Below are 24,491 nucleotides of genomic sequence, written 5' to 3'. Positions count from 1 at the left end.
TTAAATTTGTAGAAAAATCTAAAATTAATAATTACTAAAAGATGATGAAGAGAACATTTATTCTAATTGCACTTATAATTTCAGTTTCGGCTGTTTTTGCACAGAAAGGTAAGGTGTCAAGCGCTCAAAGCTATAAAGACGCTGGTAAGCTTGACGAAGCCTATACAACGATTGAGGAAACAATCAACCCGAGTAATGATAAATCTGATAAAACCATTGACTGGCCCAGAACATGGGAAGTTAGAGGAGAGATTTTTCAGGCTATATTTAGCTCTGACAACGAGAATTACAAGAAGTTATCAGAGAACCCATTATCAGAAGCTTTAAAGTCGTATAAAAAGGCATTAGAGTTAGACGATAAAGATCGTAATGATAACGCAGTGAAAATTAAACTTACGCTGTTGATTTCGGATTTTACAAATCAAGCCGTACAGGCTTTTAACGATAATAACTACGAGCTAGCTTTGCAATCATTTAAGCAGATTCTTGAGATTGAAGGTATGCCATTAATGAAAGACGAAGAAAATCCGCAAGCCGTAGATACAGTGATTATTTTCAATGCTGGTTTAGCCGCTTATAATGCTGAAAAATATGATGAAGCCATCAAATATTATGAAGAGGCTGCTAAACACGATTACAATGGTGCACGGACTTTTGAGTTGATTGCTTCTTGCTACGTTATGCAACAAGACACTGCAGCAGCATTAGAAACCTACCAACGGGGATTTGAGAAATATCCGGAAACCAGTTCAATTCTGGTGGGTATGATTAATATTTATCTGAATTCAGATAAGGTAGATGATGCGATGAAGTACTTGGAATTGGCAATTGAACAAGATCCTGAAAACGCTTCATTTCATTTTGCAAAAGGTTCGCTTTACGACAAAATTGGAGATATCGAAAAAGCGATCGAAGCATATAAAAGTGCGATTGAATTGAAAGACGATTTTGCAGATGCTTATTATAATCTGGGTGCGATTTATTATAACGAGGGAGTTAAGCAAATAGAAGTCGCAAATTCGGTTCCAACTAATGAACCAGAGAAATATGAAGAAGAGAAAAGCAAAGCTGATGTCCACTTCAAAAAAGCAATTCCACCAATGGAAAAAGCCGCGGAATATTCTAAAGATGCACCACAAACTCAAATGAGTTCATTAGAAACGTTAAAGACTTTGTATTATCGTTTGAAGATGATGGATAAGTTTGATGAAGTAAATGCTAAGCTTGAAGAACTGAAGCAATAAGAACATATTTTAAGGAGGGAAATTTTCTCTCCTTTTTTTCAATATATGAAAATAACATAATATCAACTATAAGACAAATATATGGAGCTGTTTTAAGCATTGATCAATGCATTTCAATAACTTCTAACGAAGAGTAAACAAACAAACTTAATACCATCCAGAAGGTCTAATAAACAGAGGAATTCGCGTATCTGATATAGACTCGCTAAACATCATCAATTGAACAGCCTCAATAGATCTAAATAAACCACTTCCTGTATTTAATTAATTTCTCGTATTTCTGTCCATCTATAAGGATACGTCAAATATTAAATTCTCAAGGAGTTCAGTGTGAAAAAACAAAAAAAGCTTACATCAACCTGTTCATGAAACACACCGCACTTCTTCAAAGAATTCGGAGAATTAAGACAAAGGAATTAACGTACAAACTAAAATACACAAATGTAACTAGTCACAATGATGACGGCTAGTGTGCTGTTAGTAAGTGTGATCAGTGGGTACATATGTAACTTCATGAGATTATAACAGCTTTATCTGATTCTTGCAATAAGGCTTTGCGTAGTTCGTTTTGAATAAAAAAGAGCATGGAATTAAAGGAATCCCCACGCTCTTTTCTTACTTTTTTTTGATTGATCGTTAAAACCCTGACTTCTTTAGAGTTTCAACCCATTTGTCGATTCTTCCTTTTGATAATCGTGCTTGATTTTCCTGATCAAGACAAAGGCCACTCCACTCGTTATCACCTCTTTCAGCTCTTGATTTTTCGTAATTATATCCTTCGCGTGAAGTCTGACCGACAACCTTAGCGCCTCTGGATTCAACCAATTCGGCAAAAATACCCACACCATCATTAAAATTTTCCGGGTAAAACTTTTGATCTCCTAAGCCAAATATAGCAAACGTCTTGCCCGATAAATCCATATCCTCAATGGCTGGAACAAGCTCATCCCAATAGTTGGGTAATTCTCCGTCCCACCAGGTTGCAACACCTATAATATACTTGTCAAACTGAAGGAAATTTTCTTCAGTTACCTCCTCAGCATTCACGACTTCAAGATTTTTATTTCCTAAAGCTTGTATAATCTTTTCGGCTACTTTAGAGGTCTTATTTGTATGAAAGCTGTAAAATATACCTGTTTTGCTCATGATCTTCCTTTTAGTATGCAATTAACTCTTTAGCTGTAGCCACAATTTTATCCGTATCAGGCAGAATGGCTTTTTCAAGAATCCTGTTAAATCCTACCGGAGTATAAGGTGAACCGACCCTCTTCACTGGTGCATCGAGGTGTTCGAAAGCTTCCTCCATAATCATAGAAGTAACCTCTGAACCAAAACCAGCAAAAACTTTATCTTCATGAACAACCATTACTTTATTCGTTTTTTTCACAGAGTTAAGAATTGTCTCTTTATCAAGTGGAACAATCGATCTTAAATCGATTACTTCGACGTCAATTCCTTCTTCTTCAAGTTTTTCAGCAGCTTGCAAACTGTAAATTAATGTATTCCCATAGGTTACCAGGGTAATATCACTTCCTTCTCTTCGAATACGGGCTTTTCCAAACGGGACTTCAAAGTCATCAGGAATTGGAGTAGCAGCCTGTGGTGCATTGTATAGTGCTTTAGGCTCCATAAATACGGTTATTCCTTTCGATCTGATTGCGGTTCGCAATAATCCTGCAGCATCATCTGCAAACGTTGGGTAAACTATCCGAACCCCAGGCATTGTTGCCAAGGCACCTTCAATATTTTGAGAGTGATACAAACCACCGCCAATGTAACCACCAGAAGCTAATCGAATAGTCATATTCGGAACAAATTGCCCGTTTGAACGCCAATACTCATGGCTGGATTCAACATACTGTTCCATTGCCGGCCAAAAATAATCAGCAAATTCAGCTCCTTCAATAACGATTCTGATTTTATCGTTAAAACGGCTCATTCCATTTGCAGTTCCAACAATAAAATCTTCGGCAATTGGAGCACTAAATACTCGTTGCTCACCAAATTCCTGCTGCATTCCTTTTGTTACATTGAAGGCACCACCTTTTTCTTTATTGGCCACATCCTGTCCCCAGATAAACGTGTCCGGATTTGCACGAAATTCTTCCTTCAGCGTTTTATTGATCGCTTCAACAAGTTTAACTTTATCGCCATCGTGACTATGAACTCCGTCAGGATATTTCTCTGCTTGATAAGGCTCCGGCATCACAAAATCAAAAATACTTGCTGGATCCGGATCTGGAGCTTTCATCGCTTTTTTATGAGCAGCTTTGACAATGCCTTTGGCGTTTTCCTCAATAGTCTGAAGTTCTTCTTCGGTGAACCGGTTATATTTTAGCAACATCCGGCGAAATTTAGCCAATGGATCGTAAACACGAACATAATTGCGCTCATTTTCACTGCGATACAGCTCATGCCGATCTGAATTCGAGTGCGACTCAATACGAACACAATTGGCTTGCAAAATAACAGGCTCTCCAACTTCAAGAACATGCTTTTTAGCTTCAGCCATCGCATTCATGGAGTCAAAAACATCTTTACCATTGCAATGAATGATTCTCAAATTTTTGAATCCGATAAAATTATTTGCTGCTTTACGGTTAGCTGTTTGCATGTGCTTGGGAACTGAAATTCCGTAGCCATTGTCCTGCAAAACAAATATTACGGGAAGCTTCTCGCGCGAAGCCCCATTTATTGCTTCGTAAACATAGCCTTCGCTAACCGAAGACTCACCATGCGAGGTAATAGCAACTCCTTTTTGTCCATAATACTTTATAGCCCTGGCAACTCCTACTGCATGCAGATCGTGATTTCCGGTACATGAAGAGACATTGTGAATATTCCATTCCGGCTTAGCGAAGTGGTTGGACATATGCCGTCCACCGCCAGCCACATCAGTAGCCTTTGAAATTCCGTTCAATAAGATTTCTTCTTCGGTTAAACCGGCAGAGAAACAAGTCATCATGTCTCGGTAATATGGGAAAAGATGGTCGGTTTTTTTGTCAAAATGTTGACCAATAGCAAACTGTATTCCGTCATGTCCGGCATAAGGAGCATGATAAGACCAGCCGATGGCTTGTTTGAGGTAGTTGGGAGCTCTTTCATCAAGTCTGCGGCCCACTACCCATTTGGTATACCACTTCTCAAGAGTTTCCTTATCTACATTCTTTATTGTGTAAATCTTGGGATAAATACTGCTCATGTGTAATTTATATTTGTCTGTTTATGTCAAATTCTTCTAGAAGATCGGCGATCCGTCTTACAAATGCACCTCCCATCGCTCCATCAATAATTCGATGGTCATACGAAAGAGAAAGGAACATTTTATGTCTTACGACAATCGCGTCTCCTGTCGGAGTTTCCATAACGGCAGGTTTCTTTTCTATCGTTCCGGTAGCCAGAATTGCTACTTGGGGTTGATTGATAATTGGGGTGCCAATTACATTTCTGAATGAACCGAAATTAGTAATTGTAAAGGTTCCACCTTGGTAGTCTTCCGGTCTTAATTTATTAGATCGTGCACCTTCAGCTAATTGATTCAGCTTTTTGGTGATACCAACCAAGTTCTTTTGCTCGGCTTCTTTAATCACTGGTACAACCAGGTTACCATCAGGTTTGGCCACAGCAATAGCGACGTTGGCCGATTTGTGTAGGTAAATCTTATCACCATCAACCGATGAGTTTACAACGGGGAATTCAACCAAAGCCTTGGCAACAGCCTCGGTAAAGACCGGCATGAATGTGATTTTTTCACCATACTTTTCCTGAAACTCATTTTTAACTTTATTTCTCCACAGAACCAGATTTGTCACATCAGCTTCCACAACAGAAGTAACATGAGGTGAAGTTTGTTTTGACCGAACCATGTGATCCGCAATTAATTTGCGTACCCGGTCCATTTCAATAATCTGATCACTAGCTCCAATTGAAGGACTAACTTTTGGTGCCGAAGGTTTTGAAGCGGGTTTACTCTCGGCCGGAGCTGATTTTACAGCTTTTTTATCTTCTATAAATTTCAGCAAGTCATTCTTTTGAACTCTTCCATTCTGACCAGAACCTTCAATACTTTCAAGCTCTTCCAGCGTAACATTTTCTTTTTCAGCGATACTTTTCACTAATGGAGAGTAAAAGCGATTTGAACTTGATTTAATATCAGAAGCTTTGACTGCCGAAACGTCTTCAGTTTTTTCAGCAGGCTCTTCTGACTCTACTTCTTTATTCTTTACTTCAGAGGTTTCTTTTACATTCTCTGATTCATCATCTTCCTCATCTATTTTAATAATAGCCACTACTTCTCCTACAGGAACTACATCGTCTTCCTTAAAGAGAATTTTGGATACTACTCCATCAACCGATGATGGGATTTCAGAATCTACCTTATCTGTTGCCACTTCAAAAATCGGATCATCTTCTTCAATTGTATCTCCTTCTTTGACGAACCATTTCGTAATCGTAGCCTCCTGAACACTTTCACCCAGTTTTGGAATTAGGATCTTGAACTCTGACATACTTTTATTTATTTAACATTTGATTATTCTCGAAAATTCAATTTATTCAACAAGCTAGGAATTGAAAAGTTCAAGACGCAAAGCGGATACGAAATAATCTTAATCAATAGGCTGGATAAGCCATTGAGCCATGTTTTATGATAAAAAAATAATCCGATGAAAATTAACAGAGAAAGTTATTATTGGATAACAATTCTATCGAAAACACGAATAATCTCTTTCGAATTGTTAGCCTGTCTTAATTCTTGTTCCACGGAGTCAGTTTTTTGATTGAAAATAGCGATCGATTTATTTATTATTTCAATCATTTCTTTTTCGACTTTTTCTAATGAAAGAATGTCTTTTCTCATACACTTGCGGTAGTGGTGAGTGAGTTTCTGCACTGAGTAATATAAGTCTGGCTTTTTTATTTCTACCGAGGAGATATAACTGGGAGGTCCACAATTTACTTTTTTTGTATAGATTTGATTGAATTGCTCCAATTTTACAGAAATGGTTTCTCCTAATAATTTATCATGCGCACACTCTTTAATTTCCGGTATTTGGCATGATGCTCCTTGAAATTGAAAAACTTCCTGTGCCCAGGTGGATAGGGTGATAAATAAGCAAGCGGCGCAAAACAATAACTTCATAAATTCTTTCCTCCTCAAATCGATTTCCTGCTAAATTTAGAAAAAAATGAGATAGATCTAGAATTATGGATTGAATAATGCTAAAGAACATTAAATCAAATGGTCAATTATTAATTGCTAAAGGAAGAATATCAATTGGGTAATAATTAAAGAGATCTTGCTGCGGCCATTCCTTAATCCGCCCCGTTAAACGCTGCATAAAGCGATTAATTTCATACGGAAATTTAGATCCTTTCCAACTACTTGTATTTGAAAGAAAGATCCAGTTAAGCCCATTTTTTTGTCTTTTTAACATGGCCACCGAACCTGCCATGCTTCCAGTACGCGCCCAGGTGCCATAATCATTTGTTGCTCTCCATCCCAAAGGACCTTTAGCATAGGTGTTGTCAGTCATTTCCAGAATTGAGCCATCTTTTAATACATCTTTAACTTCTGGATGTCCATCGATTAAGACCAGTAAACGGGCAAGCTCCACCGAAGAGCAAATCCAACCTCCTGCAGCTCCCAATAATTCGATTGGATTACCGCCATCCGATTTTGGAACTTTTAAACCTTGTCCGGCAAAATCAAATATTTGCAAACTTCCCCGTTGCTCAAAATAGTCAACTTCATTGGGATATTTATATGTTTTATCGCTGTGCCCAATATGCATGTCCAATATGCCATTGGGAATTAAAACTTCTTCGCGAACAAAATCTTCATAGCTTTTACCACTAACAGCTGAAATAACTTCGCCTAAAAACATATAACCCATGTTCGAATACGAAACTTGTGTTCCAGGTGGAAATGAGAGACGTCGGCTGGCGATGTATTTCGAATAGGTTTCCATTGTTGCAGGTGGTGTGTCGCCTACTTTATCTGCAATACTCAGCGAATGAAAAGCCGGATCTCCATAGCGCTGAGACCAGCCACCCGAGTGAGCTAACAGGTTTCGTACAGTAATACTGTAAAGTTTTGAATCGCGGACATCTCTGAAATACTGGTTATCAATGACGGCGCCGGGTCCAAACACCTTATCAGAAAGATCTAGTCTGCCATCTTCAACCAGTTTCATGATCGCTACTGCAGTAATCAGTTTTGAAACGCTTGCAACGCGAAACAAACTACCAGGTTGTACTTTATTTCCTGCTTTATCAGCATCCCCAAATCCTTGAGCATAAATAAGTTTTTCGTCTTTAATGATCGCTATTGAAACACCATTGAGTTCCCAACGCTGAATGAACCTTTCGACCTGCTTTTTGATGTACCTTGACTGTTTAAAATCTGAGAGGTCGTTTTGTATGCGAAAATTTAATCCTTTCAATTCAAGTTCATAATAGGCCGGAACTTGCTTTTTCCTGCTAATTCGTGTCGAACCAAAGGACAATAAAAAAATGATAATAAATATAGAGTATCTCAAATATCGCATATATTACAAATCTAAATTAGGCGTGCTTACATTTGTAAGCATCCAACTAAGTCGCTGGCATTCTGTATTTTATTTAATTCTAAATAGTTATTAATTCCATCTACAATCTGAACAGGAATAGTTGGGTCGATAAAAATAGCTGTGCCCACTTGCACGGCCGAAGCACCAGCTATCATAAATTCAATTGCATCGGTCGCGTTCATTATTCCGCCCATGCCAATGATAGGAATTTTTACTGAATTATACACTTGCCAAACCATTCGTAGTGCTAACGGTTTAATTGCAGGCCCCGAAAGTCCACCGGTAATGGTCGACAAAACAGGCTTGCGGCTATTTGCATCAACAGCCATTCCTAAAAACGTATTTACTAAAGATACTGCATCAGCTCCCTGCCCTTCAACCGCACGTGCTATTTCAGTTATATCGGTAACGTTTGGAGAAAGTTTCACGATTAGCGGTTTATCGTATACTTTTCGAACCGCTCGAACAACAGCTTCGGCAGATGGGCAACTCACCCCAAAAGCCATTCCGCCTTCCTTTACGTTCGGGCAGCTAATATTTAACTCTATAGCCGGAATTTTGTCCAACGCATTAATCCGTTCGGTTAGTTCCACATATTCTTCGATGGTAGAACCATTTACATTGACTATAAACTGGCTGTCAATATCTTTGATGTTGGGATAAATATTTTTTTCAAAGTTGTCTACACCTTTATTTTGAAGTCCTACAGCATTTAACATCCCTGAGGGTGTTTCAGCCATTCGGGGATAGTCATTTCCTTGTCTTGGCTTTAGGGTAGTTCCTTTCATAACAACGCCGCCAAGTTTCGATAGGTCTACAAAGTCTGCAATTTCTTCACCAAAACCACACGTTCCCGATGCTGTTAAAACCGGATTTTTAAATACAAGATCTTTAATTCGAATACTTAAGTCTACCATGTTAGTTTATTAATATTAAATACTGGTCCATCGGTACATACACATTGATTACCTTCAATTGTTTTTTCAACGCAACACAAGCACACGCCGAAACCGCAAGCCATCATATTTTCAAGGGAAACCTCGCAAGACACTTGATTTTTAGCAGCTTCCTTTGCTACAGCTTTCATCATTAAATCGGGTCCACAAGTGTAAATTCTGTCAAAAGCAGTCAATTCACTTTTAAAAACAGGATGATGGGTTACAAATCCTTTTTCTCCCAGGCTACCATCTTCGGTTGTGTGGTAAAAATTTCCAACGTGTTTATATGCAGTAATATCTACATGATCTTGTTTACTTCTTGCACCAAGTAATACATGAACATTTTGGGGATCTAAACCGCATATTTTAGCCAAAAACAACATGGGGGCAACACCACTACCTCCACCTATAAGCAACACTTTGTTGTCTTTTTCAGGTATTGAAAAGCTGCTGCCAAGCGGATAGATAACGCTAATCTTATCTCCAGCCTGATAGGTCGTTAGTACGTTTGATCCTCTTCCCAATATTTTTACCAATAAAGAGAAAGTGTTATTTTCGTAGTCGACATCAAGTACTGAAAATGGGCGTCTTAGAAATATTTCAGTTGATTTCTTTATCTCTACATTAACAAACTGCCCTGGAAATATTTGAGGCAATTTTGCAGATGACTTTAAATCCAGTCTGAAATTATCATGATTTAATTGGGTGTTTTTAATCAGAAGTAGCTCCTCTACTGTCTTTTTCATTCGTATATTCTTTGAACGTTACTAAAGGGTAACACATGTAATTTTGTTATTGAGCTATCGAAAATAAGGGCATCAATTGTCAATAACGCATTTCATACGATACAAATTTGCTCGCAAATATAACCAGAAAAATTTATTTCGTAGGACCGTACTCTCTAAAAGTTTGATCGGTATAGAAAACCACAATACGCTCAATTGTTTTTTCTGTTTTCTTAACAAAATCAGGAGTTGCAGCCTGCTTTTGTTCGCTTTCTGAAAGTATTGGCTCAATGGGCTTTTTAATTGAGGAAGAAGAAATTTCCTCTTTTATCGGTGGTGACCCAACGTCGGGTATCGGACTATTTTGTGGAAACAATTGCGGAGAACTTTGTGTCGCGCCCCGCTCAAGCATGTCACCATCACCCATTATGAGCCATTTGGCATTGATTTCCGGATATTTCTCCAGCATTTTAGATATAAACTGAAAGCTTGGTTTATTTCGTCCGTGTAGCACATGGGTAACGTTTGATCTTTGTACACCAATTGAATCAGCAAGCTCTGATGATGTAATGCCCTTATGATCCATAAATCGTTTTATCCGGGTATTCATTTATTAGAATTTTACTTTTCTACAAAAGTAACAAATCAGAATCAAATCAAGAAACAAAACGTAACAACCTCTGTGATACTTTTGTAAACAACACACGTCCCCCAAGTGATCATTAATGTAAATAGTATTTATTTATTACTATATTTGATTCCTGTATATTATTGAATAATAGCAACTTAAAAAGAATAAATATGGCTATGAGTGGTGTATGTCGCTCCTTGTTGGACTCCTGAGCTTAATGCACTTTAAGTAATGGTTTATTTTAGTATGATATACAGTGGATTAAGTCTTGATGTATAGGTTGTCGACTAGTTAGTCGGTCTTTGGTTTTTGGAGTTTACGGAAGTACCCTTTTGTGGTTATAAATGTTACTTGTGTCGGGTATTTCTAAATTGCCTTCATGCAATCTGGCACACATTTGTATTATTTACGTGTTTTTATTTGTGAACTATATTGGATTTACAAATGAAAAGATGCAAAATCTATAAAAGATAAAAATCCTGTATTGATTTATGTGTAATCGACCGATAAGTAGAAAATATTAGATTATCAGAGACTTTAAACGACACCACACTGAGTGCTTCGTATTAGTGTTAAGCAAGTTACAATACTATTGTAAATGTAAATCGTTTGAGTTTTGTTATAAACTGGCAAAAATTAAGGTTTAAACTTTACATTTATCATGGTCTGATGTTTTTCATTAATTTTTTTTGTGAAAAAGCTCAGCATGTACCCTGTTATTAAAAATAGCTTTTTAAATTCGTTCTATTCAATTATATTTTTCATTTACCATGAGAGGAATTCCAGCATCGGGTGTATTTATATTTTTTGCAATAATTATTGCCATTGAATTTTCTGCTTTCCTGGCTCTACGCACATTATCATCGTCCCAAAAGTCAAGGAAACCTTTTGCGTATATTTATTGGCTTTTAAGTGCAGTTCTGATTGGAATTTTAGCTTTCGGCTTTTTGAATCCTTCGAAAATACGAGAAACGGATAATTATGATTTTTTCTATTTCGTCATCTCAGTGTCTTTTCTAATCCTTACTCCCAAGTTTTTATTGGCTGTTAGCTACCTTATTTCTCTTGTTTTTCGCTTGTTTAAAGCAAGATATTTCAGTCGCATTTTATTAATGAGCTCGCTTATTATTAGCCTTGGACTCATGATTAACATTGGCTATGGGATTACATTTGGGCGAAAAACGTTAAGAGTGATTAAGCAGGAAATATATCTCGACTCGCTTCCTGATGCACTGGATAAAACAACAATTGTTCAGATATCGGACATTCACCTTGGAGGCTTTGAAGATGACAGTTTTATTCGGCGGGCGGCTGACGAGATTAACAGCTTTCATCCTGATTTGATTTTATTTACCGGCGACATGGTTAATAATTACTACCAGGAAATGCTAGGCTTTGAAGATGAATTTACCGCCATGAAAGCAAGCTATGGTAAATATGCCATTTTGGGCAACCACGATTATGGAGATTATTCTAACTGGGAAAGTAAAGAGCAAAAGCAATTCAATCATCAAACCTTAGAAGGAATGATTGAAGATGCCGGCTTTGAGCTGCTTTTGAATGAATCTGTAGAAATAGATATCAACAATGAATCGGTAGAAATTATTGGTGTCGAAAACTGGGGCCACCCTCCTTTTCCTCAATATGCTGATTTAGGTATGGCGATGAAAAATACAGAAAAGCAATCCTTTAAAATTCTGATGACTCATGATCCTGCACACTGGGCTGATCGGGTTATTACAAAAACGGACGTGCCTTTATCGTTGAGCGGACATACTCACGCGGCACAATCGGGAATTCAGTTTGCCGGCATTGAGTTTAGCCCTATGTACTTTATTCAGAAATATTGGGGAGGCCTTTACAAACATGGCGATCAGTACCTCTATGTAAACCGCGGTTTAGGATGTGTTGGTTTACTTGGCCGGATTGAAATGGTGCCGGAAATAACCGTATTCACTCTTCGGTCAAAGTGAATCAAAGTTGACAGAAAATAGAAATTGAAAATAGAAGCTTTGCTCTTTCGGATGGTATGCATTGCGGATACCAACTGTTACCGGAGTAACGATACGCAACAGATGTCCGTCACCCAATAAGTCAATTCCTACAGAATTCATATCTCGCGAAAAAGATCCAATATATTCGCCTTCAGCAGAATAGCTATTTCCTCTCACATTGGCAAAATCGTAAAATAGCGATGTCCGCAGACGCTTTAAATAAATAAATTTCCCAACACTCAAATCCGGGTAAAGCAATGGCATGATATAGTCGATTCCCATTGAATACATTTTTGTATTCTGAAAACTACTATATCCGCGCGGAAAACGAACGTGATTAGCAAAAGAAGAACCTTGTTCATTGGTTTGAAAACCGTTATAAAGCTTGATTCCATGATTTCGGCAGATGCCCGGGAAGAATAAGTTGGACTGAATCGCTGATAAAGTACCAATTTCACTTTTGCTTTTTAGTCCATTACGAAGAGTAAGTTCCAATGTTTGAGCAAACCGGGGTGCCAAATCAAGCTCAGCAAGGCCTGTCGAATTTTGCAAATACAATTGGTACGCTATCGAATGGTAAAAGCCGCTGGGAAATTCCGGAGGTGTTGTGTTCGTGTGCGAAATACGTTGATAAGAATACTCCACTTGCGGACGAATGTATTGCGAAAATTGCCCCTGGCTAAAGTGTAATGGAAAGGAAATACCCCCATCAAAACGAAGTTGATTCCATGAAAATTGCTGTATGGTTGTATCGCTATCCACCACATTACCCGCTTGATCGACTGTATTTTTGATCTGAAAATATTGAGATTTTCGCTTCCCATAATTGAATTCGGCATCTAAGACCGGGAAAAATCCTGAATAGGTAAATCCTGCAATATATTTTCCTGTTTCTTCTTGCAGGTTATATTCGTAACCCAAACGAGTTTCAGCAGTTCCTAGTTTGTTTTGCGAAAAAAGAGAGATGCCCGGCTCAATATCATAGTCATTCACATCAACATATGCCGGAGCCCAGCTATGAAAATTAAAAAGGTGAGCCGCTTTTCGATATGGTTTTGTGTTATAGCTAGCTTCTTCTTTTCCTGAGAAATCAATCACTTGCTTTTCTTGTTCGGCCAGTGTATTTGCCAACTCGTATTTTTTCAGCTGAATTTCATCAAAAGGTTTATTTAGAAAACTATTTGAAGATAGAACTGCCAATTGGTAACCACCTGACGAATAGTTGCTGAACAGTAATTGACTCCCAATGATGGCCGGATAATCTGCTCCAAACCGGACGGAGCTCAGCTGCTTCGTTTCGTTCGATCTTAAATTAAAACTGTAAATATTATCAATACCGGTAAACGAACCTGTAAAATAAACTTTGCCATCGTAGTAGTACGGGCTTCTAATTTCATGAAAGCCACCGTTCAGTAATGTTTCAAATTGTCCATTGTCAATTGAGATGCTTGTTAAAGACTTACCTTTTGAAGACAACGAAACAAAGTAGAGCATCTGTCCTCGATCATCCCAGCAAGGAGTGAAAATAAACTGATTTTGAGGTAGCTGAAATTGCTTGAGCCTCTCTCCTGTTTTCAAATTAAATATTGACAAAAAATAATGATTTGTCTTGTCGACTTCCACAGCTGCAAAACGGGTCAAATCAGGTGATAACGTCGGGCTAAATAGCTTATTTTCAATAGAAAAAACTTTCTTTACTTCTGTTGTTTGATTATAAATAACAATCACTGATCGGTCTGCATGTGTCCACCTCACATTGGGACGTCTTTCTGACCATATCAGCATGTTTTCACGACCGGAAAAAGACTCTTGAAAAATGCTTCCGGGAGTAAAGATTGTTTTTTCCTTATCAGAGCTTATTTCTACAATTCGAGTCAAGTCAGATCGATCTCGTTTCAGTGCAATAATTGTTGAGTCGTTTGCCGGAAAAGCCTGCGTGTAGTTGGAGTAAAATTTTGATGCCTTCGTAATGAACGTCGATGTTGTCTGTGTCAGGGAATTGATTTCTTCATTCCACTTTTCTTGATAATCCAGAAATAAATCCTGATACAAACCTCGCTGATTGAAACCGGTTTCTTGCTTCAAAATACGATTGACCGGACTGATAGACAATGGCTTTTGGGCAATTTCGCTGAGCACTTTTGACCAAACGTTGGAACCATATTTTTTACGGGTTCCTCCAACCATCCAATAACCAAATTTATAGCGGTTTGGCACAAAATCTTTGAATGATCCAAGCGAAGCTTTGTTGTATGAGTATAATCCATTCTCAACAACCTGAGCTTTGTTCTCCATTAAAAAGGAAGCAAGTCTCCCCCTCCCCGAGTTGCTGAGAGCTGTCTCGGCTACCACCGCATCGCCTTCAATAAACCAAAATGGCAAATAAGCTCCAACCACTGCTGCCGCAGCTTGTTCTCCAAACAAAATCGGCAACAAAGCTGGTAGTTCATCCTGAATTTTATCCATCTGCACCACATGCCGGAATTCGTGAATGGCGAGTTCTTCCAGCCAATCCTGTGCGTAAATTTTCTGGTGTGGAGTTGTGAATAATTCCATCCGTTTTGGAGCCCAGGCAACCAATCCATTTGATTGCACGGTGTGTGTATGCAGCATTACAGAAATCTTCCGAGGTGAATGACCTAAGGTTTGATAGCCATAGTCATAAGTTTTTTCAAAAACGTAAGCCAACTGTTGAGCTTTTTGTTCGTATTCTTCAGGATAAATGAGCTGGAAATGCTCAGTATTAATTTGTCTCCATTTTATTTTTGCCGGCTCCTGCCCAGTTGAGAAATATTGCGAATAGCCCGTAACAGGAACTATCAGAAGTGTGATGACAATAATTATAAAAAAGTGTTTCATGCGGATTTCAATACTCTAACTGATTCGAAGAACTAGGCATGTTAGACAAACGAGAATGAAAGTCATTTATTTTTCGAATTGAATATAAACAAAAAATGCCGGATAAAATTTTCGGCATTTTTAATATCTTCTGAATTAATGATTGTGTTTCATTCCAAATAACTTTCGTGCGTATTTATTGCTGCCTGATAAAGGGATGCAAATGAAGAGTTTACCCAAATAATAGCCGGGAAGATTCCAACAATAAGAAGAGCTAATCCGCAAATGATGATAAAAAAAGAAAAGATTCCCATTCCAAAGATTGTCCAGCCAATTCCACGGGTTAGTTTCCAACTTTGCTCAATGGCCTGTATCGCGTCCAGTTCTTTATCCATTACCAAATAAGAAACAAATGACAACCGGCAAATAAGAATAATTCCCGGAATAATAAAAAATATAAAGCCCATAGCCACTAAGGCACTTTTTAACAAGTTGGCCAGAATAACGTTCAAATAGTTATGAAATCCGGCAATCAATTTTTGAAATTCTATGTCTTTATCACGAACCGCATCAATATAAATCAGTTTGGCACTGTATTCAAAAACCGGCACCACCAAAAAGTAATACGCAATGCCAAAAAGAATCAGGAAAAAAGCACCTATCGATAGCAATATGTTGTCGCCATTGAAAGGAAAACTGTGAATAAAACCATAATCTCCTGAATTATAATTTATTTTAAATCCGACAGAAGGACCTGTCACCATGCCAACAACAATGACAACCAGAAGCAAATACAAGAAATACTTTTTCATTACTTGCCATCCGTTGCTAAAACTACCACCTAAAGTTGGTCTTAAACTCACGTAATTGATTAGTTCCATTGTTGAAGGTTTTAATATTTATTTCAAAACTACTGCGTTCAGTATTAATATCCTTCCTACTAAAGTCGTGTTTTGCTCTTTTACGACTAAAGTAGCAGCTGAAACCAGCACTAAAAGTCTCTCGCACAGGAGAGTCAGTATAGGTGAGTTTCATGCGTTGCAAATGAAAGAGAAACATGAAAAACGCTTTTGTATTTAATAATCCTACTTTGGTATGAGTGATGAATGGAGCCTTTTCACTATTTTGGCTAACAATATGAGAATCGGGATTTTTATATTTTGTTTTATCGTTTCAGTTGGGTTGACCGCTCTGGGATTAATGACATCGTACCGACTGAAAAGGCTGGAAGTGAAACCATTTGCCTCTTCCCTATTTTATTACACTATTTTTTTGGCAGCTTTTGGCTTTTACAGCATCTGGAGTAATTTGATAGTTGAGTTTTTATTAAATCACGTTATTACCTCCAAAGACACCTTAATAAATATTGTTGGTATTTTCCCATTCTTAGGATTTCCACTTTTGATCGTAGCCTGGTATTTATTCATCCAGTTTAGTGTTGAATTAGTTGGGTTTAAATTGAAACCTTACGTGAGTATCGTCTATTTTTCAATTTGCATTCTACTATTTTTCTTTCTTGCTAATTATTTCAAGAATCAGCTCATTCAAGATGAAGCAATCAAACTATCATTGATTGTTAAAGGTTTTGCAATAACACATTTATTGGTTGTTGGAGTAGGCTGTATTTTGATACTAGTTGGAGGTGAAAAACGGATGGAAGTGAAAAAAGAAGTAATTCTAGCAGTCATATTTATTCCAATTTTATTAGCGAAGATTGCTTTATTCATGGTCTCTTCGCATTGGATTATTGTCATCCTGTTCATCGTTTTTTATTACAGCCACCCAGCTATTATTTCTAGCTATTTGTACTTTAAAAGATCCTCAGGAAAACCGATAGCTGATAATGAATTTGCATTGTTTTGCCATGAGTTTGAAATATCAAAACGTGAGGCTGAAATCATTAAGGAAATTTGTCAGGGGAAAACCAACCAGGAAATTGCTGACTGTTTGTTTATTACTATCCAGACAGTGAAAGATCATGCATCAAGAATTTACTTAAAGACCGGAGTTAAAAATCGAATTCAGTTGTCAAATCTCGTTGGGGAAAAAATAAAACCAGAGCCTGCAAAAAGCAAACCCTGATTTCAACCTTGGAGCTATGAGAATAAATCATCTGATAATCAAAACACATGGGCTTATAAAAAGGTTGACTCCGCGTTGTTAACTTTCATAGAAAAAAATAAAATTGTTCCAATCAGTCGCGAATATCTCCGAGTTTACACTTAAGAATACTAAATTTGAAGACCTAAAAAATTAATGTAGTGGAATTTTATTTCAACTCAACGTACACATTCGGTCTATTTCTCTTCTGCATTGTTATTGCAGGCTTAACCAGTTTTATACTATACAGAAAGACGAAGAAAGACAGCCCATTAACAAGTTTTCAGATTTATTTGCTTAGTGCGTTGCGATTCGTCTCCGTTTTTCTAATCGTTGCTTTATTTCTCGAACTAGCTATCCAGCGAATAAAGCACGAGAAGTTGCAGCCTGAGTTGATAATCGGAGTTGATAACTCCGAGTCGGTTAAGCAATACAGCAATAATATAAAAGATGTAGTCACTCAATTAAATAGCGAGTTGAAAGGCCTCTCTCCCACTGTTTTTTTATTTGACAGTCAGACAAATAAGGCAAATACTGATTCTCTGCGATTTGATGGAAAAAGGTCTGATTACAGTAATTTTCTGAATGAGATTAATCAAAACTATTTAACGTCGAATATTGGCGCTGTACTCATTTTGGGAGATGGCATTTTTAATGCCGGCACTGATCCTGTTTATGCCGCTAATTCGATCCGCTATCCAATTTATACAATTGGTTTTGGCGACACTGCCATTCATACCGATGCTGCCATCCGAAAAGTAACAACCAATCCAACGGCCTATTTAGAGACAAATTTCCCTATTGAAATTGATCTGAGTTTCAAAAAGGCCGCTGGTAAAATTGTCAACCTCACTGTTAAAAATAAGAATAAGACGGTTTATTCACGGGCTATTCGCATCCAGTCTGATGATTATTTCTTCACTGAAAATATTAGCCTGAAGCCCATCAAGGAGGGTATTGCCAAATACGCGGTTCGCATTGATGAAGTTGGTGGCGAGGAAAACTTAGCTAACAATACTTACGATTTCTCAGTCAATGTCATTTCTGAAAAGCAGAAAATACTCTTGCTGGCTCACGGACCACACCCCGATCTGGGAGCCATTACCGAGGCACTAAAAGCAAAAAATAGCTACGAATTTGAAACCCTTACCAGCTTATCAGATGATTTTGATTTTACGGATTATAATCTGGTAATTGTTCATCAGTTACCTGATGCCAGTCAGCAATCGGTTACCATGCTGGAGAAGCTAAAACAAAGCAAGCGTCCTTTTCTATTCATCTTTGGGAGAGAAAGTTCCATTGCCAGATTTAATAACCTGCAAACTGGCCTGCAAATAAAGCCTACTAACAGTTTCGAGCAAATTACACCTGAAGTAAACGATCAGTTTAGTCTGTTTCGGTTTAATCCAAATCAAATGACGGATTTAAAAGATCTTCCACCATTGCTGGGGCCCTTTGGCGAAACGACAATCGAAGACTCTTTTGAAACTTTTGCTGATCAGCTTGTCCAAACGGTTAATCTGGAGCGTCCTTTAATTGCTTTTGGCAAAGTTGAAGGACAAAAGCGAGGTTTCATTTTAGGAGAAGGTTTGTGGCGGTGGCGGATTCATAGCTACCTAAAAGATCGTTCACACAATTTATTTGATGAGTTCATCTTAAAAGCTGTTAATTACCTCATATTAAGAGTTAATGAAGATAACTTCAACTTGTTTTATAAAAATGAATATGCTGAGGATGAAGTGATAACCATGCAGGCAGAGCTTTTCAATGCAAGCTTTGAGCTGGTGAATTTTCCAGATTTAGAAATTGAAATATCAGATGATGCAGGACGAACTTATCAGGCTGTGTTTGATAAAGTAGATGACGAATACAGACTGAATGTTGGACGATTGCCCTCTGGAAGCTACTCTTTTAATGCCAGTATAAAACTTGGCGAAACCGAATATGTTGAAGAAGGGAGCTTTTATGTGAAAAAGATTCAAATTGAATTAACTGATACCAAAGCTAACTTCCGGTCTTTAAATCAAATAGCAGAAAAGACTGGTGGTGAGTTTTATCTTCCCGAACAGATCGGTGAACTAATTTCGTCATTAGAGAGTTCAAATCAATTGCGTACACAAAAAATAGAGACGCAGGTTTATCAGGAGTTCCTTTCAATGAAATGGCTATTTTTTGTCATCTTGTTTTTGCTAGTTTTGGAATGGTTTTTGAGAAAATATTGGGGTATTTACTAATTGTGAACCACTAACATGAAATTCAACTACTTCTATAAAATATTAGGTTTATCGGTTTTGGTTTTATTGCTGGCATCTTGCGCCAGCACGTATAAAACAGTTTATATTGAAGTTGCAAAGCCTTCAAAATATATCCTTCCGAATGACATTGTTAGTTTAACTTTAATGAACAGGGGGATTTCAAACGAATTTAAAAACTTCCCAACAGACAGCCTTCAGGTCTATTTCTACAAACAAGGGTTTGATGTTGATGCTGCGGTTCTGGATAGTGTTGCTGCCGACACGACTTTAAAAGTACTTGCCGAGTTACTATTCGAATCAGGAAGATATGATGTTGTCGTTCCTGAAAATAGAAATATTCCGCGTGACATCAGTTATTATCGTATTCCGAAACCATTAGACTGGGATTATGTAACTGAAATTTGTGATACTTATAATACTGATGCGTTGCTTGTCATTGAAAGATATATGAATAAAATAATGACGGATTATATGCGCTACGATGGTATTTATGAAGCAACCATTGACTCAAAGTATGATGCAATTATAAAGATTTACGATCCGAAAAAACAGGAAATTATTAAGCAGATCATGGTCGATGATACTGTTTACTGGTATGCAAATGATTATTCACAAAAGACATTATTTACCTCCAAATTGGTACCTGTCAAACAAGCTTTAATTGAAACAGGGATACAAATCGCACTTGAATTTGATAAATTGCTTTCGCCACAATGGCAAACCCAGTCTAGAGGTTATTTTGACCTAAAAGAGGCTAATCAGGCTATTATTGATTCCTCTATCCGCAAAAATGACTGGACTGCAGCCTACAGTCACTGGAAAGAACTTGCAGCGCATACAGATAATAAAACAACTAAAAGTAAGTTGGAATATAATTTAGCTATTGCCTCTGAAATGCTAGGTAATATTGAAGAAGCTGCTCAGTGGGCAACGAAGTCGTACAAAACACAATATCGCAAGCAAACGGAAAACTACCTTTATACACTGAAAAGGCGAATAAAAGCTATCGAAGAATTTAAGAAGTTCTCATCTGACTCGTAATCAATTCTTATAGATAATGGGTGGACGTTTTAAAGCACGTACAATTAGATAAATTCCTCCAAGTATAAATGGAATACTCAACCACTGTCCCATATTCAGGGCCATTCCTGATTCAAAAGCTTCCTGATCTTCTTTGATAAACTCGATTAAAAACCTTGCGAGGAATATCATCACAAAAAATACACCTACAATAAATCCTTGTCGATTTCGCAAATCAGTTTTCCAGTAGGTATATAACATGACGCCAAAAGTAAGCAGATAAGAAAGTGCTTCGTAGATTTGGGTTGGATGCTTAGGCACTGTTTCTCCGTTTCTCTCAAATATGATTCCCCAAGGCAGGCTGGTTTGAATTCCATAAATTTCAGAATTCATCAAGTTTCCTGTACGAATAAGTGCTGCAACTAAAGCGGTTGGAACCACGACCCGATCCATAATCCAGATAACAGGACGTTTGGACACATTTCTACTCCACAGAATAAGAGCTACAATAATCCCCAATGCGCCTCCATGACTCGCCAACCCGCCGTGCCACACCTTCAATATTTCGCTGGGATGTTGTGAATAATAATCCCATCCGTAAAAAAAAACATGTCCTAATCGTGCACCAATTATGGTAGCAACAATCAGGTAAATAAAAAGACTTTCCAGCCATTCCAGCTTAATATTTTCAAACTTAAACATGCGTTCACCCTGATAGTAACCGCCCAAAAATCCAATGGCAAATAATAAACCATACCAACGAACAGATAATGGGCCTAAACTAAAAATTTCAGGTTCAACATTCCAATGAATAAAGGCTAGAAATTCCATCTATTTTGATTTTTTATTCCGCGTTTTTGCCGTGACAGCTTTTATATTTCTTTCCACTTCCACAAGGACATGGCTCATTACGTCCGACCTTTTTCTCAACACGCACGGGTTGTACTTTTTGTTGTTCTTTGCGGGCTTGAGCATCGCCTCGACTTCCAGATCTTGATTCTGTTATATCCGACTTTTGGGTTGAGTATTTACTCATATCAGTACGCTTATCGACGTCCGCTTCACGTACCTGATTCGGATCAGAAATTGGAATATGCCCTTTCATCAAGGTTGAGACAATATCTTTATTGACTTTTTGAACCATTATTTTAAATAAGTTGAATGACTCAAACTTATAAATCAATAATGGATCTTTTTGCTCGTAGGTCGCATTTTGAACGGACTGTTTCAAATCATCCATCTCACGCAATTGCTCTTTCCAAGACTCATCAATAGTTGATAAAACAACTTGTTTTTGGTAAGATTTAACCAACTCTTTTCCCTGATTATTATAGGCTTTCTCCAGATTGGTAATGATTTGGAAAATACGTTTCCCATCAGAAATTGGAACAACGATATTTTGATAAACCTGTGATTTTTTCTCAAACACATCTTTGATGACCGGATAGGCTTGCTTCGAAATTGATTCAACTTTACGAGTAAAGGTATCAATCATCACCTGGTATATTTTCTCAACAATTTCGTCAGGCTTCAAACTAATGAATTCGTCAGCTGCTATCGGCGACTCAATAGACATTAATCGCACTAATTCCAGATTGAAATCTTCAAATTGATCACTTCCGTAAAACTCATTCACCAGGTTTTCTATCGAATCGTACATCATATTGAGCAGATCAACGTCTAATCGCTCGCCAAACAGTGCATGATGACGTTTTTTGTAGATTACCTCACGTTGTGAGTTCATCACATCATCATATTCCAGCAGACGTTTACGAATACCAAAGTTGTTTTCTTCAACTTTACGTTGGGCACGCTCAATCGATTTTGTAATCATTGAGTGTTGAATAACTTCGCCTTCTTCCAATCCCAGACGATCCATAATCCCGGTAATCCGATCTGAATTAAACAGACGCATCAAGTCGTCTTCCAACGATACAAAGAACTGTGAGCTACCGGGATCTCCCTGACGACCGGAACGACCACGTAACTGACGGTCAACCCGTCGTGAGTCATGTCGTTCGGTACCAATAATCGCTAAACCACCTCTTTCTTTTACCTCTTTACTCAGTTTAATATCGGTACCACGACCGGCCATGTTTGTAGCAATAGTTACCATTCCGGCTATACCGGCATCGGCAACAATGTCGGCTTCCCGTGCGTGTAATTTTGCATTCAGTACATTGTGCTTTATTCCACGGATTTTTAACATCCGGCTTAATAATTCTGAAATTTCAACAGAGGTGGTACCAACCAATACCGGCCGGCCGGCTTTATTGAGTTCCACAATATCAAGAATAACAGCATTGTATTTTTCTCGCTTCGTTTTGTATACCAAATCTTCCCTGTCATCACGAACAATTGGCCGATTTGTAGGAATAACAACAACCTCCAATTCATAAATATCCCATAATTCTCCTGCTTCCGTCTCCGCAGTACCGGTCATACCACTTAATTTATGATACATCCGGAAGTAGTTCTGGAGTGTGATCGTTGCAAATGTTTGTGTTGCAGCTTCAACTTTTACATGCTCTTTGGCTTCAATTGCCTGGTGCAGCCCGTCAGAATAACGACGGCCTTCCATGATACGACCTGTTTGCTCATCAACAATTTTAACTTTGTTATCCATCACCACATACTCCACATCTTTCTCGAACATGGCGTAAGCTTTCAATAACTGGTTGATGGTATGAACACGTTCCGATTTTACTGCATAGTTTTGTAATAGTTCGTCCTTTTCCTCCAGCTTTTTTTCGCGACTCCGTGATTCATCATTTTCGATTTCTGCAATCATTCCACCCATATCAGGTAAAATGAAAAATTCAGGGTCATCAACATCACTCGAAATTAAGTCAATTCCTTTATCAGTAAGCTCAACTGAGTTTTGTTTCTCTTCAATAATGAAGTAAAGTGGATCAGTAACAACATGCATATTTTTGTTATTGTCCTGCATGTAGTAATTCTCCGTTTTCTGCATAGCTGCTTTAATTCCTTCTTCACTCAAGAATTTGATAACGGCCTTGGTTTTTGGCAATCCTTTATGGGCACGGAGCAATAATAATGCTCCTTCTTCCTTTTCATCTTTTGTCGGATTCTCTTTTGATAACAGGCGCTTCGCATCAGTAAAGCATTGCATCACAAAATTTCTTTGAGCAGCGACCAGTTTTTCAACCTTTGGCTTCAGTTCATCAAATTTTTGAATATCTCCTTTGGGAACAGGACCTGAAATAATTAATGGTGTCCGTGCATCATCAATTAAAACAGAGTCAACCTCATCGACGATAGAATAATGATGTTTCCGTTGGACCAAGTCTTTTGGATTGATGGCCATATTATCACGCAGATAATCGAAACCAAATTCATTGTTTGTTCCATAGGTAATATCGGAATTATAGGCCTTACGTCTTTCATCAGAGTTTGGACGGTGCTTGTCAATACAATCTACACTTAAGCCATGAAACTCAAAAATTGGACCCATCCATTCCGAGTCACGTTTTGCCAAATAGTCGTTAACCGTAACAATATGAACACCTCTTCCGGCTAACGCATTCAAAAACACCGGTAAGGTCGCAACTAATGTTTTTCCTTCACCCGTAGCCATCTCAGCAATTTTACCTTGATGAAGCACGACTCCTCCAATTAGCTGAACATCGTAGTGAACCATGTCCCAGACAACTTCAGTTCCTCCGGCTATCCAGCGATTCTTCCAGATGGCTTTTTCACCATCTATAGTAATGCTATCTCTTCCGGCAGCTAATTCGCGATCAAAATCTGACGCGTTTACAACAAGCTGTTCATTGTCTTTAAATTGTCTGGCCGTTTCTTTCACTACCGCAAAAGCCGCCGGTAAAACCTCATTCAGAACAACTTCAATCTTTTCATTGATTTGTTCTTCAATTTTATCAATCTCCTGGTATATTTTTTCGCTCTCCTGAATATCAACTTCTTCAACCTTTTCCTTTAGTGACGCAATTTCGTCGAGATCCGGTTGAATCCGATCCTGGATGATTTGTTTTATTCGAACTGTCTCACCCCTTAATTCGTCAATTGAAAGCTTGGATATTCTTTCGTATTCTTTTTTTATCTGTTCAACTATTGGATTAATCTCCCGGATGTCCCGATCTGATTTATTGCCTAGAAATTTTCCTAAAATCTTATTTACAAATGTCATTATCTATAA

The 24,491-nt window shown here is 37.9% G+C and carries 17 protein-coding genes; 5 read left to right on the top strand and 12 right to left on the bottom strand.

Annotation, left to right across the window (positions count from 1 at the left end; genetic code table 11):
* Positions 1–41 precede the first annotated feature (41 nt).
* Complete coding sequence (locus ACTB00_RS10725) at positions 42–1,244, top strand: tetratricopeptide repeat protein (protein WP_463299921.1); 1,203 nt, start codon at positions 42–44, stop codon at positions 1,242–1,244.
* A gap of 636 nt (positions 1,245–1,880) precedes the next feature.
* On the opposite strand, the gene ACTB00_RS10720 is transcribed toward ACTB00_RS10725, so the two are convergent.
* The 8 genes from ACTB00_RS10720 to ACTB00_RS10685 form a co-directional block, all read right to left on the bottom strand.
* A complete protein-coding gene (locus ACTB00_RS10720) occupies positions 1,881–2,390 on the bottom strand; it encodes a flavodoxin (RefSeq protein WP_463299920.1) in 510 nt (169 codons plus the stop codon).
* 10 nt (positions 2,391–2,400) lie between these two features.
* Positions 2,401–4,446: an alpha-ketoacid dehydrogenase subunit alpha/beta gene (locus ACTB00_RS10715; protein ID WP_463299919.1), complete on the bottom strand. Its 2,046-nt coding sequence runs from the start codon at positions 4,444–4,446 to the stop codon at positions 2,401–2,403.
* Between the two features lie 7 nt (positions 4,447–4,453).
* Positions 4,454–5,752 carry a dihydrolipoamide acetyltransferase family protein gene (locus ACTB00_RS10710; RefSeq protein ID WP_463299918.1) on the bottom strand — a complete coding sequence of 433 codons (1,299 nt, stop codon included), beginning with the start codon at positions 5,750–5,752 and terminating at the stop codon, positions 4,454–4,456.
* Between the two features lie 179 nt (positions 5,753–5,931).
* Complete coding sequence (locus ACTB00_RS10705; RefSeq protein WP_463299917.1) at positions 5,932–6,384, bottom strand: hypothetical protein; 453 nt, start codon at positions 6,382–6,384, stop codon at positions 5,932–5,934.
* A 103-nt stretch (positions 6,385–6,487) separates the two neighbouring features.
* Positions 6,488–7,792, bottom strand: coding sequence for a serine hydrolase domain-containing protein (locus tag ACTB00_RS10700; protein WP_463299916.1), 1,305 nt, complete (start codon positions 7,790–7,792; stop codon positions 6,488–6,490).
* A 26-nt stretch (positions 7,793–7,818) separates the two neighbouring features.
* Positions 7,819–8,730, bottom strand: coding sequence for a dihydroorotate dehydrogenase (locus ACTB00_RS10695; protein ID WP_463299915.1), 912 nt, complete (start codon positions 8,728–8,730; stop codon positions 7,819–7,821).
* Entirely contained in the window at positions 8,724–9,497 is a 774-nt protein-coding gene (locus ACTB00_RS10690) for a dihydroorotate dehydrogenase electron transfer subunit (RefSeq protein WP_463299914.1), read from the bottom strand. The genes ACTB00_RS10695 and ACTB00_RS10690 overlap by 7 nt, the downstream gene beginning before the upstream one ends.
* A gap of 133 nt (positions 9,498–9,630) precedes the next feature.
* Complete coding sequence (locus tag ACTB00_RS10685; protein ID WP_463299913.1) at positions 9,631–10,086, bottom strand: helix-turn-helix domain-containing protein; 456 nt, start codon at positions 10,084–10,086, stop codon at positions 9,631–9,633.
* Positions 10,087–11,219: 1,133 nt separating this feature from the next.
* Here ACTB00_RS10685 and ACTB00_RS10680 point away from each other — a divergent pair.
* A complete protein-coding gene (locus ACTB00_RS10680) occupies positions 11,220–12,080 on the top strand; it encodes a metallophosphoesterase (RefSeq protein ID WP_463299912.1) in 861 nt (286 codons plus the stop codon).
* Here the strand turns inward: ACTB00_RS10680 and ACTB00_RS10675 are convergent.
* Complete coding sequence (locus tag ACTB00_RS10675) at positions 12,072–14,960, bottom strand: TolB family protein (protein WP_463299911.1); 2,889 nt, start codon at positions 14,958–14,960, stop codon at positions 12,072–12,074. The two genes, ACTB00_RS10680 and ACTB00_RS10675, sit on opposite strands and share 9 nt — an antisense overlap.
* Before the next feature lie 149 nt (positions 14,961–15,109).
* The gene (locus tag ACTB00_RS10670; protein ID WP_463299910.1) at positions 15,110–15,820 is read right to left on the bottom strand and encodes a hypothetical protein; all 711 of its coding nucleotides are present in this window, start codon (positions 15,818–15,820) and stop codon (positions 15,110–15,112) included.
* Positions 15,821–16,034: 214 nt separating this feature from the next.
* On the opposite strand from ACTB00_RS10670, the gene ACTB00_RS10665 reads away from it, so the two are divergent.
* From ACTB00_RS10665 to ACTB00_RS10655, 3 genes are all read left to right on the top strand, one after another.
* Positions 16,035–17,021: a helix-turn-helix domain-containing protein gene (locus ACTB00_RS10665; protein ID WP_463299909.1), complete on the top strand. Its 987-nt coding sequence runs from the start codon at positions 16,035–16,037 to the stop codon at positions 17,019–17,021.
* A gap of 179 nt (positions 17,022–17,200) precedes the next feature.
* Positions 17,201–19,273: a hypothetical protein gene (locus ACTB00_RS10660; protein WP_463299908.1), complete on the top strand. Its 2,073-nt coding sequence runs from the start codon at positions 17,201–17,203 to the stop codon at positions 19,271–19,273.
* Positions 19,274–19,288: 15 nt separating this feature from the next.
* Positions 19,289–20,335 carry a DUF6340 family protein gene (locus ACTB00_RS10655; protein WP_463299907.1) on the top strand — a complete coding sequence of 349 codons (1,047 nt, stop codon included), beginning with the start codon at positions 19,289–19,291 and terminating at the stop codon, positions 20,333–20,335.
* On the opposite strand, the gene lgt is transcribed toward ACTB00_RS10655, so the two are convergent.
* Together lgt and secA are read right to left on the bottom strand one after the other, a co-directional pair.
* Positions 20,336–21,145 carry a prolipoprotein diacylglyceryl transferase gene (gene lgt, locus ACTB00_RS10650; RefSeq protein ID WP_463299906.1) on the bottom strand — a complete coding sequence of 270 codons (810 nt, stop codon included), beginning with the start codon at positions 21,143–21,145 and terminating at the stop codon, positions 20,336–20,338.
* A 13-nt stretch (positions 21,146–21,158) separates the two neighbouring features.
* Complete coding sequence (secA, locus tag ACTB00_RS10645; protein ID WP_463299905.1) at positions 21,159–24,482, bottom strand: preprotein translocase subunit SecA; 3,324 nt, start codon at positions 24,480–24,482, stop codon at positions 21,159–21,161.
* Positions 24,483–24,491 lie beyond the last annotated feature (9 nt).

This window comes from Sunxiuqinia sp. (assembly GCF_055140945.1).
The sequence above is the reverse complement of the archived record's forward strand: the minus strand, read 5'-3'. Positions and strand labels throughout refer to the sequence as shown.